Here is a 15,306-nt window from a genome sequence, read left to right on the forward strand (position 1 = left end):
AATAGCTCAGACTAAACTGTATCTATAAAGGTTTTTTCGGTTTTATTAAATATTATTAAACCTAATAAAAATAGAACTACACTTATAATTCCTGCATATAAAAATTTATTGAGAGAGAAGTCACCAATCCCCAAAGTCATATATCTAAAAAGTTCAATAATTGTGGTCATAGGATTATACTCTACTAACCAAGAATACTCAGGTAAACGTTCTTTAAAATAAGATAATGGATACATTACCGCAGAACCGTACATTAACAATTGCACACCAAAACTCACCAAAAATGTTAAATCACGATATTTGGTAGTTAATGATGATAAAATCATGCCGAAACCCAAACCAAATAATCCCATAAAAACGATTAAAAAAGGCAATAAAAGTATTGCTGCTTTTGGTGAAGCAGCAGATGCTTGATCTGTGAAAAACACAAAATAAATATAAAAAATTACAAACACCAATAGTTGAATACCAAACTTTAAAAGGTTAGAAAACACAACAGACAGTGGTGTTATTACTCTGGGAAAATAGACTTTACCAAAAATACCTTGATTAGCTTTAAAGGTATTACTTGTACCCGTTAAGCAAGCACTAAAATAATTCCATGAGGTAATACCTGCTAGATTAAATAAAAATGCTGGCACACCTTCTCCTGTTGGAATTGATGCTAAATTATTAAATATTAATGTAAATATTACTGAGGTAAATAAAGGCTGAATAAAAAACCATAATGGTCCTAATATAGTCTGTTTATATACTGTTATAATATCTCGTTTAACAAACAAAAACAGCAAATCGCGATAGCGCCAAATTTCTTTAAAATTTAGATCTACCATTTTTCGTTTAGGAGAGATAGTATATAACCAGTCTTGAGGTGTTGTTTCAGTATTCAATATTATTTTTTTAATTTAAACGAGCTAATTATCTTACTTAACAAGCCTTTTTTTCTTTCTTCATCTTCATGATAGCCATTACCATAAGTGCCATAACCGTAGCCATAACCGTAACCATAACCGTAGCCATAACCATACGTCCCTTTTTGATCGTAGAAATTATAAATAAAACTAATGTTACTTAATTCTTTACGTTTAAATTTATCGTTAATAAGACTTAGCATGCCTTTTTTAGTATAATCTTGTCTTACAACATATAATGTAGCATCAACATATTCTGCTAATTCTAAAGCATCTGCTACTAAACCAATTGGAGGTGTATCTAATATTATATAATCGTATTTAGCCTTTAATTCTTCTATAAATTTATCCATAGTTTCACCTATTAATAACTCTGAAGGATTTGGTGGTACTGGACCAGATACAATTAAATCTAAATTCTCAATTTGTGTTTGCTGTGTGATTTCTGATAACGTTTTTTGGCCTATAAGATAATTTACAGAGCCAATACTATTTTTAACTTCGAAATCGTCAAATATTTTTGGCTTTCTTAAATCTAATCCTACTAATACTGTTTTCTTTCCACTAAGCGCAAAAACGGTTGCTATATTAATAGAGCAAAAGGTTTTACCTTCTCCACTTACAGAAGAAGTAATCATAACCGTTTTAGAGCCATCAACAGCATGCTTTTTATAGATATACTGCAAACTGGATCTTAAACTTCTAAAAGCCTCTGCTACTGTAGACTTAGGCTTCAAGTGTACTGCTAAATTGTTTTTAGTTGTGTTTTTACCAACGACACCTAATAATGGGATTTTCGATAATTTTTCTAAACTCTGTGGATTATGCAGTTTATTATCGAAAAATGTAAACAAAAATGCTGCTAGTAATGGTAATAAAAAACCACCTAAAAAAGCAAAAACATAGCGCGCACTTAGTTTTAAGTCTATTGGTATTGCTCCTGTATCTTTAGCTGTATCTATAATTTGAACATCGCTTACACTTGCCGATTTAATAATGTCTGCTTCGCCACGCTTGGCTAAAAACATATTATAAGTCTGCTCGCTTAAAGCATATTGACGCTGAATAGATAGTAACTGTTGTTGGTCTTTAGGAAGCTTTCTTATTTTACTATTACTCTGGCCTATTTTTCCTATAACAAAATTAAGTTCACGACGTAAACCTCCGGTTGCAGAACTTATGTTCTCTAAAAGCACAGATTTAAGACCATTTATTTGATTATTTAAGTCTGTAAAAATAGACGCATCACTTCTTACAGTAGCTTCATATTTAGATTTCTGTACAGACAAAACATTAATCTTAGAAATATTATTAAGAATATTACTATCATCAATACCAGCTATTGATGGTGCAGGCAAATCTGTAAACGCATTACTAGTTTCTAAATATGTTCTAAGACTCTTATAGTAAGCCAGTTTTCTATTAATATTATCACGCTCTACTTCGAATTGAGATAGTTTTTCGTTTATTAGAAGGTTTTCTTCATCTAAATTAAAAATCTTATTCTTCTCTCTATAATTATTTAAAGAATCTGCTCTAGAACTTAGTTTGGCTTTTTCGCGAGCAAGCTGCTTGTCTATAAAAGCAATAGTATTGGTAACAAATAGGTTTTTTTTATCTAATTGATCTTTTCTTAATATATCTACAGATTTATTTAAATAATCGACAATTTTAGATGTGTTAACATCTGTCATACTTAAATTAAGTATAGAAGAGTTTGCTGGGTTGTCTATATATAATTTGCTTTTATAGTTATATACAACACCATCAAAATCGCTTAACTGAATATAATACGAATCGCCAACGCCAAACTCGCGTTTTGCCCTTTTGGTAATCATTCCTTTTAGAAATGGTAAATCAATAGGCGTGTTTAAAGTGGCTTGATACTTTTTTATTCCATTTGCAACAGAGATAGTCTTATGCTCTTTAGTATTGAAATTTTGAGTCCTTAATGTTGGTGTTTCAAATTCAGTTTGTATTTCTATTTTTTCGTCTTCTAAAAACGTAATTTTTATAGGGTGATTTAATACTTGAAACGTGTTTGGTGTTAGTTTTAACTTAAAAGGTGCCGCTTTATAAATATCGTCTTTTCTAAAACGTGATTGCTTAAGGTAACTAATGTAAAAGGCTAAACTGTCTACAACTTTTTCATGATGCGATCTAGACTTTAAATTAGTCATTATCGTTTTTACTTTTCCAGAAACTCCTCCCCAATTAAAAGTCAAACTTGTATTAGAAGTAAACAATGGGTTTTTATCATCCTCAACAGATATTTGCGTACTCAATCTATACGATTGTTGTTTTCTAATATTTTGCTGATACACAATAAACACACCTAGACCTATACAAAGTATAAACCATTTCCAATAACTTAAAGCACGTATTAAAAAGGCCTTAACATCAAAAGATGATTGAGATTGCGATTCTAAAAGTTCAAATTCATCATTCATAAATAATCACTTTTAAAGATTTTTTGCTAAAAAGAATGTAGACACTAAGACCGAAAAAATTGAAGCTATAGTCGTTAATGTTTGAGTTGCAGTTTGTCCTGCTCCTAAAGCTTTTCGCTTTAATGGTTTCACCAAAATCATGTCGTTAGATTGAATATAATAATATGGAGATTGCATAGCAACCATATCTGTTAAATCTATGTGGTGTATTTTCTGTCCTTGTGGATATTGCCTAACAACTAAAACATCTGTTCTATCACCAGTATCTTTTATATCTCCTGCATTTGCCAATGCTTCAATAATATTAACACGATCTTGAAACAATGTTAACACTCCAGAACCATTTACTTCTCCAGAAACAGTATAACGTAATCCCGCTAACTTAACTGTTATAAAAATTTTAGAAACATCTTTTAGGTAATTATCGAATAAAGACTGCTTTACTTTTGCATTAATTTCGTCTGTAGTAAAACCTAAAACATTTATTTTTCCTAATATGGGAAATTCAATATTACCATGTAAATCGACTGTAAAACCATCATAATATAATGCTTCTTGACCACTCGTACTTCCTGCTTTTCCTGTAGGCGTAAAAACCGCTACTAATTTTGCTAATTCAGAATCTGCAGATTTTATATTTATACTAAGAACATCGTTAATTTGAACACGATAAGGCTTTCCCATGTCTTTTAACAACAGAGAATCATTAACAACCGTACCTTTATCTTGAAGATAAACCACGTCTTTATTAGTAATACAAGAAGAACATAATATACTGAATAGTATAGCAATAGCTACTATAAATTTATTCATTATCTGGCGCTTAGATTAGTCACAAATATAACCTTTCGTCGTGAATAACAAAACTTTTGTCGGATTTTTTGGTTTCTTGTCTGTTGTTTTATAAATGTTCGATAGTTTTTAATCCAATCCGTTATAATTTTAATTTAATTTTTAAATTAATGAAGAGCGAAACTTATACAAGCTCTTTTAGTTTTTTGTACGTTATTTGTAAAAAAACAACCATTGACTTATTTAACTGTTGAAAGTATATCAAAATCTTATGGAGAGCTAACACTCTTTGAAGACATCTCTTTTAGTATCCATAAAGGCCAAAAAGTAGCATTCGTTGCGAAAAATGGTACTGGAAAAACATCCATATTAAATATTCTTGAAAAAACCGACGAGCCAGATTCTGGTAATGTTATTTTCAGAAAAGATATTAAAGTATCTTTTTTACCTCAAGAACCTTACTTAAATAGCGAGCTTTCTGTTGAAGACACCATTTTTAATAGCGACAATCCTATTCTAGATGTTATTAAAAACTACGAGAAGGCACTTTTAAATCCTGAAGATGCCGAAGCTTATCAAGTAGCATTCGAGCAAATGGATATACAAAATGCTTGGGATTTTGAAACACAATACAAGCAAATTCTCTTTAAACTAAAGCTAGAAGATTTACAACAAAAAGTAAGTAGCATGTCTGGTGGGCAGAAAAAACGCCTCTCTTTAGCTAATGCTTTAATTAATAAACCTGACCTTTTAATTCTTGATGAGCCAACAAATCATTTAGATTTAGAAATGATAGAATGGTTAGAAGAATTTTTCGCAAAAGAAAACATCACCTTATTTATGGTAACGCATGATCGTTACTTTTTAGAGCGTGTTTGTAATGAAATTATAGAACTGGATCAAGGTGAATTATTTTCGTATAAAGGAAACTACTCTTATTATTTAGAAAAAAAGGAAGCTAGGATAGAACAACAAACTGTAGAAACTGGTAAAGCCAAACAACTTTTTAAAAAGGAATTAACCTGGATGCGTCGCCAACCAAAAGCACGTACTACAAAATCTAAATCGAGAATAAACGATTTTACCGAAATTAAACACAAAGCAAGCCAACGTAGAAACGACCATGAAATTCAATTAGAATTAAATATGGAGCGTTTGGGTAGTAAAATTGTTGAGCTTAAAAAAGTCTCTAAATCTTACAAAGACAAAGTAATACTAGATGGCTTTAATTACATGTTCCAAAAAGGTGAACGTGCAGGGATTATTGGAAAAAACGGAACAGGAAAGTCGACTTTTTTAAATATTTTAACAGAAAGCGCACAACCAGATTCTGGAAAGATAGTTATTGGAGAAACTGTAAAGTTTGGATATTACACACAAGGCGGTATTACTCCAAAACCAAACCAAAAAGTTATAGATATTGTTCGTGAGTTTGGTGATTACATTCCATTAAAAAAAGGAAAACAAATTAGTGCACAACAATTATTAGAGCGCTTTTTATTCGATAGAAAAAAGCAATACGATTTTGTCGAAAAACTAAGTGGTGGAGAACGTAAGCGTTTATATTTATGTACTGTTTTAATACAGAATCCTAACTTTTTAATTCTCGATGAGCCAACAAACGATTTAGATATTGTAACTTTAAATGTACTAGAAGCTTTCTTATTAGATTTTCCTGGTTGCCTTTTGGTAGTCTCTCACGACCGTTATTTTATGGATAAGATAGTAGATCACCTATTTATTTTTAGAGGAGAAGGTGTTGTTGAAGATTTTCCTGGAAATTATAGTGATTATAGAGCTTACGAAGATAGCAAACCTGTTATCTCCGAAGTTTCCGAAGAAGAAAAAAAAGAAAAGAAAAATTGGAAAAAGAACAATAATGTAAAGCTATCTTATAACGAACAAAAGGAGTACAAAAACTTAGAAAGCAAAATAAAAACGTTAGAGTTCGATAAAATAGAATTGGAAAAGAAATTCTTAAATCCTGAACTTTCTACAGAAGAGATAAATAAACTTTCGAGCAAACTACAAGTTATTATCGACAGCATAGAAGAAAAAGAAATGCGCTGGTTAGAATTAACTGAGAAACTGGAAGGGTAATAGTCCTCAGTAAGCAGTATTCGGTGAGCAGTTGATTATGCTTGCAGAAAACTGTGGATTATAAATTAATGTTGAATAACACCATTAGTTATTTATACAGAGGAAAAAAAATAACAACTTAAATTATTTAAATAAAACACCTAATACTATTTTGCTCAAGCATTATCCTCTTTTTTCAAAGAGGAGAATGAATTTAAATGTCCCTTAAGACATTTGAAGAAAGAGGAGCTCAGAAACTAATAATATTAAATAAAAATACTCGTTATAGTTAACTAAGGAAACAGAATAAAAAATAATTTTAACAACAATTATAATCGTTAAAACGCTCTCCTCTTTTTTTCAAAGAGGAGAATGAATTTAAATGTCCCTAAAGACATTTAAAGAAAGAGGTGTTCAAAATGTTGCAACAAATAATAGCCTACATAAAATTTTTAAAGCGTTCCACAAACCAACATGGTGTGCACTCTCCTTTTGTCTATAATTTAATAACAAAATGTTTTTACGATAAATCTAAATACAATAAGTATAAAGAAATAGCTTCCTATAGAAAAGCGCTTAGAAAAAGTAAAGACACTATAAATGTTATAGATTTAGGTTCTGGCAGTCGTGTTTTTAAAACTAGCCAACGTTCGGTTTCTAAAATGGTACAGAAAGTAGGTGCTTCTAAAAAAGAATCTAAACTACTATTTCGTTTAGTAAATTATCTTCAAATTAATACCATTTTAGAATTAGGTACTTCTTTAGGTATTGCAACTCATGCTATGGCAGTTGCAAATCCAGAAATTAAAATGACCTCTATAGAAGGTTGTCCAAATATTTCGGCTTATACAAAAGGAACGCTAGGGCAATTCAACTTAAAAAACACAGAAATACTTACAGGTGATTTTAACGACGCTATTAAACCTTTAGCATTAAATAAATATGATTTAATCTATTTTGATGGCAATCACCAAAAACAAGCAACTTTAGATTATTTTGAAACCTTATTAACAACAACAACTAACGATTCCTTTTTTATATTTGATGATATTTATTGGTCTAAAGAAATGACTGAGGCTTGGGAAATAATTAAAAAGCATCCTCAAGTTACAGTAACAATAGATACCTTTTTTTTAGGCTTTGTGTTTTTTAGAAAAGAACAGAAAAAAGAACATTTTAAAATAAGGATATAAGTCTGTTAGTACCTATTCTCACATTATTTGGATTATTACTGTTAGCAAAAGCATTTGTTTCTGTTATTAATCGCAAACGAAAATTTAGAAACAATAAAACTAAATTTAGAAAAAAAATGAACCGCAAGTAGTCTCATTTATTATAAACAAACTCATGAATATTCCTTGGCTTCTTATTGCAGTAATTATTGGTTTGATATTGGTTTTCATCAATAATAAAAAGTTTAAATAATTTCCACTAAAAACGTTCACCTTTTAACTTATAACTTTTAACTTTGAAAGTATAAACCTTCCATAATAAATTTTAACACCTAAAAGAATACCCAATTGGAAACAACATGTGACCAATTTTTAAAAAAAAAGACACATGAAAGTATATACAAAAACAGGAGATAAAGGTACAACAGCTCTATTTGGTGGTACTCGTGTTCCAAAACATCATATTCGTATAGATAGTTATGGTACAGTAGACGAACTTAATTCTCATATAGGACTTATTCGCGACCAAAATATAAATCAGCAATACAAAGACATTTTAGCAACAATACAAAACAAACTCTTTACTGTTGGAGCCGTTTTAGCAACAGATCCAGAGAAATTAATTTTAAAAAACGGGAAAGAACGTTTAAACATCAATAAAATTTCAGCAGAAGATATAGAACTTCTGGAGCACGAAATGGATGCTATGAACGAGGACTTACCACCTATGACGCATTTTGTGCTTCCTGGAGGACACCAAACAGTGTCATTCTGTCACATAGCACGTTGTGTGTGTAGAAGAGCCGAACGTTTAGCAAGTGCATTAAACGAATTAGAGCCATTTTTACCAGAAGCTCTAATGTATTTAAACCGTCTTTCTGACTATCTTTTTGTATTGGCACGAAAGTTGTCTCATGACTTACAAGCAGACGAAGTAAAATGGATTCCTGAAAAGCATTAAAGCTATATAGAAACACAAACTTGAGTCCTGTTATTAAATAACACTGCAAAAGATTTAGTATCAAATAGTTTCAGTGAGAAATGATGTTCTTTTTTATTACTGAAAAATAATTCACTTTTTTCTTGCCTATCAAAATTAAAAATTTATTTTTGCAAAAAATAAAACCTATTAAGAAATGTATTGGACATTAGAATTAGCATCTCATTTAAGTGATGCACCTTGGCCTGCTACTAAAGACGAACTTATCGATTACGCGATTAGAACTGGAGCACCTTTAGAAGTTACTGAAAATTTACAAGCAATTGAAGACGAAGGAGATTCGTACGACTCAATTGAAGAAATCTGGCCAGATTACCCAACAGATGAAGATTACCTCTGGAATGAGGATGAGTACTAGAAATTATGCTTTGCATAATCTCTAATACCAATAAGACGTTGCAATGCAACATCTCAACAACTAAAAGACATAGCAATGCTACGCTTTAACAAAAAGGAAAAAGTCTCAATTTGGGACTTTTTTTGTGCTTTAAAATTTAGCCATCCACAGCTAAAAACGTATATTTAAGCCCTTAAATTTGCTATGCAAATAGCATCGAAAACAAAGGTGCTTCGACTGCACTAAGTGTAACAGTCGCAACACAACTAACATAACAACTGTAGTGTTTTAAACAGATAAAACGCTACAAACGAAATATAAAACATAAAATTATGAGTTTTTTAGATTCCGTACTAAAGCTATTTGTTGGAGACAAATCCAAACAAGATGTGCAAGCCATATCACCTTTAGTAGATAAAATTAAAACCTTTGAAGCTGCTTTAGAATCTTTATCTCACGATGAGTTAAGAGCTAAAACTGCAGAATTTAAGGCTATTATTGCAGAAACACGTAAACCGTTTAACGAGCGTAAAGACAAACTTAAAGCAGAAGCAGATGCTACTGAAGATATTGATAGACGTGAAGACATCTATCAAGAAATTGATAAAATAGAAGACGAGTCTTACGAAGCAGTAGAAGAAACTTTAAACACTATTTTACCCGAAGCTTTTGCTGTCGTTAAAGAAACAGCAAAACGTTTTACAAACAATACCCAAATTACAGTTACTGCTAGTGCGTTTGACAGGGAAGTTTCTGGAATGGGAGACTATGTAACTCTAGATGGGGACCAAGCAACTTGGGCCAACTCTTGGGATGCCGTTGGAAAACCAATTACTTGGGACATGATCCATTACGACGTGCAGCTTATTGGTGGTATAGCTATGCACCAAGGTAAAATTGCAGAAATGCAAACTGGTGAAGGTAAAACCCTAGTCGCAACCTTACCTGTTTACTTAAATGCTTTAGCCGAAAAAGGTGTGCACTTAGTAACAGTAAACGACTACTTAGCAAAACGAGATATGGCTTGGATGGCTCCAATTTTCCAATTCCATGGCATGAGTATTGACTGTATCGATTACCACAAACCAAATAGTGATGGTCGTAAAAAAGCATACAATTCTGACATTACTTATGGTACAAATAACGAATTTGGTTTCGATTATTTACGTGATAACATGGCAAATTCGCCAGACGACTTAGTACAACGCCCTCACCATTACGCTATTGTAGATGAAGTAGATTCTGTATTAGTGGATGATGCTAGAACACCATTAATTATTTCTGGTCCAATACCAAAAGGTAACGAGCATGAATTTGATGCCTTAAAACCTAAGGTCGAAGACATCGTTTCTGTACAACGTAAACAGTTAACACAAACTTTAGTAGAAGCTAAAAAGCTAATTGCTAGTGGAGACACTAAAGAAGGTGGTTTTCAATTATTGAGAGTTTACAGAGGTATCCCTAAAAACAAAGCGCTTATTAAGTTTTTAAGTGAAGAAGGCGTTAAACAAATCCTTCAGAAAACAGAAAACACATACATGGCGGACAACAATCGTGAGATGCCAAAGGTTGATGAAGCCTTGTACTATGTAATTGAAGAAAAAAATAATCAGATAGAATTAACAGATAAAGGTGTAGAATATATCTCTGGAAAAGACAATCCAGATTTCTTCGTAATGCCAGAAATTGGTATTGAAGTTTCAAAAATTGAAGATAAAGGCCTTTCTTCAGAAGAAGAAGCTAACCTTAAAGAAGATTTATTTAGAGAGTTTGGTATAAAATCTGAACGTATTCACACATTAAATCAGTTATTAAAAGCATATGCTTTATTCGAAAAAGACAACCAATACGTTGTTATGGAGAATAAAGTAATGATTGTAGATGAGCAAACTGGTCGTATTATGGATGGTCGTCGTTATAGCGATGGATTACACCAAGCGATTGAAGCAAAAGAAAATGTAAAAATTGAAGATGCAACACAAACTTTTGCAACTGTAACACTTCAAAACTTCTTTAGAATGTATCGCAAATTGTCTGGTATGACAGGTACTGCTGTAACTGAAGCAGGCGAATTATGGGAAATCTATAAATTAGATGTTGTAGAAATTCCTACAAACAGACCAATTGCTAGAAAAGATAAAGAAGATTTAGTTTACAAAACAAAGCGCGAAAAATACAATGCAGTAATAGACGAAGTAACACGATTATCTCAAGCAGGTCGTCCAGTACTAATTGGAACAACTAATGTTGAAATATCAGAGTTATTAGGTAAAATGTTAAGCATTCGTAAAATAGACCACAATGTCTTAAACGCAAAGCAACATAAAAAAGAAGCAGATATTGTAGCACAAGCTGGTAATGCAGGACAAGTAACTATTGCTACAAACATGGCAGGTCGTGGTACAGATATTAAATTAAGCGACGAAGTAAAAGCAGCTGGTGGATTAGCAATTGTTGGTACAGAGCGTCACGATTCGCGTCGTGTCGATAGACAGTTAAGAGGTCGTGCTGGTCGTCAAGGAGATCCAGGAAGCTCACAGTTTTACGTGTCTTTAGAAGATAATTTAATGCGATTATTTGGTAGTGAGCGTATTGCCAAAATGATGGATAAAATGGGATTACAGGAAGGTGAAGTAATTCAGCATTCTATGATTTCTAAATCTATTGAACGTGCACAGAAAAAAGTTGAAGAGAATAACTTTGGTGTTAGAAAGCGTTTATTAGAGTATGATGATGTAATGAATGCGCAGCGTGAAGTTGTTTACAAACGTCGTTTTAATGCCTTAAATGGTGAACGTTTACGTGTGGATTTAGCAAACATGATTTTCGATACTTCGGAAGGCATAGCCGAAACAAACAAAGGAGCAAGTGATTTTAAGAATTTTGAATTCGAATTAATTCGTTATTTTTCAATGGCTTCTCCAATTACTGAAGCTGAATTTGGAAAACTATCTGCTACAGAATTAGCAAAACGTGTTTACACTGCTGCTTTCGATCATTATAAAGCTAAAATGGAACGCAATGCAGAAGTTGCTTTCCCTGTAATTAAAGATGTTTACGAAAACCAAAGAGATAAGTACAAACGTATTGTAGTACCTTTTACAGATGGTGTAAAAACGTTACAAGTAGTTACCGATTTAGAGAAAGCATACGAATCTAAAGGTAAAGAACTAGTTACCGATTTTGAAAAAAATATTACACTTGCTATTATTGATGATGCTTGGAAAACGCATTTACGTAAAATGGACGAGTTAAAACAATCGGTTCAATTAGCAGTACATGAGCAAAAAGATCCTTTATTAATTTATAAGTTTGAAGCTTTTGAATTGTTTAAAACAATGATTGACCAAGTTAATAAAGATGTTATTTCTTTCTTGTTTAAAGGTGAATTACCAAGCGAAAACACTAATGCTATTAGTGAAGCTAAACAAGTAAAAAGAAAAGATAATTTACAAACTAAAAAAGACGAAATACAAAATTTAGATGAACGTTCTGCACAAAACAGACAAGCAGGAAACACACAACAACAAAGACAAGTAGTAGAAACTATTGTTCGCGACCAACCAAAAATTGGACGTAACGATAAAGTGACTATTAAACATGTAATGAGTGGCGAAAACAAAATAGTTAAATACAAACAAGCCGAACCTTTAATTTCTAAAGGTGAATGGGTTATTGTAAATGAGTAAATAACGTTCCCTTTAGTATTTACTACCAATGGTTAAACTTATAAACTAGAGAACAAATATTTTAAATCCCGAAACTAATTAGTTTCGGGATTTTTTCATTTTAATAATTAGTAAAATTGTCAATTAATTTATTATTAACTTTGTATTCCCAAATCAAAAAAACCTATTATGAAAAAACATTACTTTTTTACAATTGCTTTTAGTGTGGTATTTTTAGTATCACAATTTACAAATGCACAAGGCACAGAAACCTTTGACAATGAAAATGCTGGCTCTAGCTCCTTTTCTGAAAACAACGGATTAACATTCAACATTACGAGTTCCACAGGAGAGGATTATGATATTTTTGAAGATGGCTTCGCTAATAGTGATACTTCTCCTGGATCATCAGACCAATGCTCTAATTGTGGTTGGAACGGAACAGCTTTTGATCAAAAATTTGTTGATCTAACTGGTATCAACAATAATAATGGAGATGGAAATGGAAGTAGTTTTACAATAAGTTCTGCAGACGGAACAGACGTAACAATTAAATCTCTTTATTTATTTTGCTCTACTAGTGCCATAGGTATTCACTCTGGCGACCTAACAATAACTGGGAAAAAAGATGGAAATCCTATTCCAGTTTACGAATTCGTCTTTTCTGGAACTTATGCAAACCCAACTACTTTTACTCCTAACAATGGTTTTACATTTATAGATATGGCTTCAACAGATAGCGTAGACCATAGCAATACAAATGTAGATGAAATTACATTTACGTCTTCTGGGAATTTAGACTATATGGCATTAGACACTTTTACATGGGGAGCATTAACTCTTTCTAATAATGACTTTAGAATAGCTAATAAACCTAGTCTTTTTCCAAACCCAGCTACTGAAACAATTACAATCTCTAATCTAGAAACTACTACTAGCTACTCAATAATTAATATTTTAGGTAAAACCATATCTGCTGGTAGTATAAACAATAACGATACTATTAATATATCAAAACTATCAAATGGTGTTTACTTCATAAAATTAAAAACAAACGAAGTGATTCGTTTTATAAAACAATAAATAATTTTATTATTTTAAATAAAAAATCTCAATTAAATAAATTGAGATTTTTTTTTAAGCATTCCTTTTAAAAAGTTGTTGCACAAACAGCTCCTCTCCTATTTATGATGTATTCATTTTTATTTCGTAATTTTATTAAATCAACTAACTAATAAAAAATTATGCTTAGAAACATACTCGCTACTATAGTTGGCTTTATAGCTGCAGGAATAGTAGTCTATATATTTGAAACCTTAATTGGCCACAGTCTATTTCCATTACCAGAAGGTGCGAAACCTGAAGATATGGAATGGATTAAAAACAACATGGCTAAAATACCAACAGGAGCAAAAATATGCGTTGTAGTTGGGCATTTTATGGGTATTATTAGTGGTATGTTTATTGCCGGATTTATTTCTAAAACAAGTATGATTCCTGCTTACATTGTAGCTGGAATTATGATATTAGCTACTGCATTTGTAACCTTTGCATTACCAAAAGAAACATGGTTTACTATTGCTGAAGTTATTGGTGTTATTACTAGTTTCTATTTTGGAAAAACATTGGCACAACGTAATGTTTTTAATTAATGTTAGACAAAAAAAGAAACAGCTATAAATCTAGTATCTAATTGCGCAACACGTTATAATTGAAACATTCTAAGTTAATACTTCCTATAATTGTAATCTCTCAGTTTTGTTGTACATCACTCTGGTTTGCTGGAAACGGTGTAGTAAACGATCTTATAACAAACTTCAACCTTAAAGCTAGTGCTTTAGGTCACCTAACTTCTGCAGTACAATTTGGTTTTATTATTGGTACACTCCTATTTGCTATATTAACTATTGCAGATCGCTTTTCACCTTCCAAAGTATTCTTTATAAGTGCACTATTGGGTTCGTTATTTAATTTGGGTGTAATATGGGAAGATAACACATTGTACAGTTTACTTTTACTACGTTTTTTAACTGGTTTTTTTCTTGCAGGCATTTATCCTGTAGGCATGAAAATAGCTGCCGATTATTACGAAAAAGGACTTGGTAAATCACTTAGTTTATTAGTTGGCGCATTAGTATTAGGTACAGCTTTACCGCATTTATTAAAAGAAATAACAAACACATATCCTTGGGAATCTGTATTAATTACAACATCTACACTTGCTTTAATTGGTGGCTTATTAATGATAGCTTTGGTTCCTAATGGTCCATATCGTAAGGTGAGCCAGAAAACAGACTTATTAGCCTTTTTTAGCGTCTTTAAAAACCGAACGTTTAGAGCTTCAGCCTTTGGTTATTTTGGGCACATGTGGGAACTATATGCTTTTTGGGCATTTGTTCCTTTTATGCTAAAAAAATATAGTGAATTTAATCCTTCAATAACCTTTAACATTCCCGTTCTATCGTTTATTATAATTGGAATAGGTGGATTAGCTTGCGTAATAAGTGGTTTTGTATCTTTAAGAATAGGTGTAAAACGAACAGCATTTATAGCTTTACTTTTATCCTGTATATGTTGCTTAATGTCTCCAATAGTTTTTACAACACAATATGAAAACTTGTTTATTGGTTTTCTTATTTTTTGGGGAATGGTTGTTATTGCAGATTCACCGCTTTTATCTACACTTGTAGTTACAAATGTTGAAGCCGAAATAAAAGGAACAGCGCTTACAATTGTTAATTGCCTTGGCTTTTTAATTACGATAATTAGTATTCAATTTATTACGATGCTTACAACGTTTACTGACTCTAATGCTATTTTTATTCTTCTAGCTATAGGTCCAATTTTTGCTTTAGTTGCTTTAAGTCAAAAGACTAAAAAAGTACACAAAGGTTAAT

Annotated in this window: 11 protein-coding genes; 8 read left to right on the forward strand and 3 right to left on the reverse strand. The window is 31.7% G+C overall.

From position 1 onward, the window contains the following. Positions 1-11: 11 nt before the first annotated feature. Genes CW733_RS08090 through CW733_RS08100 form a run of 3 tightly spaced genes read right to left on the reverse strand, consistent with a single transcriptional unit; the run spans position 12 to position 4,174 of the window. Positions 12-833: an ABC transporter permease gene (locus CW733_RS08090; protein ID WP_100998740.1), complete on the reverse strand. Its 822-nt coding sequence runs from the start codon at positions 831-833 to the stop codon at positions 12-14. Between the two features lie 59 nt (positions 834-892). Further along, complete coding sequence (locus CW733_RS08095; protein ID WP_100996716.1) at positions 893-3,361, reverse strand: exopolysaccharide transport family protein; 2,469 nt, start codon at positions 3,359-3,361, stop codon at positions 893-895. A 12-nt stretch (positions 3,362-3,373) separates the two neighbouring features. Continuing rightward, on the reverse strand, positions 3,374-4,174 hold the full coding sequence (locus tag CW733_RS08100; protein WP_100996717.1) for a polysaccharide biosynthesis/export family protein: 801 nt from the start codon (positions 4,172-4,174) through the stop codon (positions 3,374-3,376). A gap of 213 nt (positions 4,175-4,387) precedes the next feature. Here CW733_RS08100 and CW733_RS08105 point away from each other — a divergent pair, with 213 nt between their 5' ends. The 8 genes from CW733_RS08105 to CW733_RS08140 all read left to right on the forward strand — a co-directional run bounded on the left by CW733_RS08105 (position 4,388) and on the right by CW733_RS08140 (position 15,305). Continuing rightward, positions 4,388-6,253: an ABC-F family ATP-binding cassette domain-containing protein gene (locus CW733_RS08105; RefSeq protein WP_100996718.1), complete on the forward strand. Its 1,866-nt coding sequence runs from the start codon at positions 4,388-4,390 to the stop codon at positions 6,251-6,253. Positions 6,254-6,651: 398 nt separating this feature from the next. Then, a complete protein-coding gene (locus CW733_RS08110; RefSeq protein ID WP_100996719.1) occupies positions 6,652-7,425 on the forward strand; it encodes an O-methyltransferase in 774 nt (257 codons plus the stop codon). A 367-nt stretch (positions 7,426-7,792) separates the two neighbouring features. After that, on the forward strand, positions 7,793-8,365 hold the full coding sequence (locus CW733_RS08115) for a cob(I)yrinic acid a,c-diamide adenosyltransferase (protein ID WP_100996720.1): 573 nt from the start codon (positions 7,793-7,795) through the stop codon (positions 8,363-8,365). 175 nt (positions 8,366-8,540) lie between these two features. Further along, positions 8,541-8,762, forward strand: a complete 222-nt coding sequence (locus CW733_RS08120; protein ID WP_034057512.1) for a DUF2795 domain-containing protein — start codon at positions 8,541-8,543, stop codon at positions 8,760-8,762. 311 nt (positions 8,763-9,073) lie between these two features. Beyond that, the gene (secA, locus tag CW733_RS08125; protein ID WP_100996721.1) at positions 9,074-12,430 is read left to right on the forward strand and encodes a preprotein translocase subunit SecA; all 3,357 of its coding nucleotides are present in this window, start codon (positions 9,074-9,076) and stop codon (positions 12,428-12,430) included. A 168-nt stretch (positions 12,431-12,598) separates the two neighbouring features. Beyond that, positions 12,599-13,492 (forward strand): T9SS type A sorting domain-containing protein, encoded by an 894-nt coding sequence (locus CW733_RS08130; protein ID WP_100996722.1) that lies wholly within the window; start codon positions 12,599-12,601, stop codon positions 13,490-13,492. 161 nt (positions 13,493-13,653) lie between these two features. After that, complete coding sequence (locus CW733_RS08135; RefSeq protein WP_100996723.1) at positions 13,654-14,061, forward strand: hypothetical protein; 408 nt, start codon at positions 13,654-13,656, stop codon at positions 14,059-14,061. Between the two features lie 59 nt (positions 14,062-14,120). Next, positions 14,121-15,305 (forward strand): nitrate/nitrite transporter, encoded by a 1,185-nt coding sequence (locus tag CW733_RS08140; RefSeq protein ID WP_100996724.1) that lies wholly within the window; start codon positions 14,121-14,123, stop codon positions 15,303-15,305. The last annotated feature ends 1 nt before the right edge of the window (position 15,306 follow it).

Source organism: Lacinutrix sp. Bg11-31 (assembly GCF_002831665.1).
In the GTDB taxonomy this organism is placed as follows: domain Bacteria; phylum Bacteroidota; class Bacteroidia; order Flavobacteriales; family Flavobacteriaceae; genus Lacinutrix.

Excerpts from the sequence above, each read along its gene's own strand:
- CW733_RS08110 (WP_100996719.1), top strand. The coding sequence starts at position 6,652 with ATGTTGCAACAAATAATAGCCTACATAAAATTTTTAAAGCGTTCCACA.
- CW733_RS08130 (WP_100996722.1), top strand. The coding sequence starts at position 12,599 with ATGAAAAAACATTACTTTTTTACAATTGCTTTTAGTGTGGTATTTTTA.
- CW733_RS08135 (WP_100996723.1), top strand. The coding sequence starts at position 13,654 with ATGCTTAGAAACATACTCGCTACTATAGTTGGCTTTATAGCTGCAGGA.
- CW733_RS08100 (WP_100996717.1), bottom strand. The coding sequence starts at position 4,174 with ATGAATAAATTTATAGTAGCTATTGCTATACTATTCAGTATATTATGT.
- CW733_RS08095 (WP_100996716.1), bottom strand. The coding sequence starts at position 3,361 with ATGAATGATGAATTTGAACTTTTAGAATCGCAATCTCAATCATCTTTT.
- CW733_RS08120 (WP_034057512.1), top strand. The coding sequence starts at position 8,541 with ATGTATTGGACATTAGAATTAGCATCTCATTTAAGTGATGCACCTTGG.
- CW733_RS08090 (WP_100998740.1), bottom strand. The coding sequence starts at position 833 with ATGGTAGATCTAAATTTTAAAGAAATTTGGCGCTATCGCGATTTGCTG.
- secA (WP_100996721.1), top strand. The coding sequence starts at position 9,074 with ATGAGTTTTTTAGATTCCGTACTAAAGCTATTTGTTGGAGACAAATCC.
- CW733_RS08115 (WP_100996720.1), top strand. The coding sequence starts at position 7,793 with ATGAAAGTATATACAAAAACAGGAGATAAAGGTACAACAGCTCTATTT.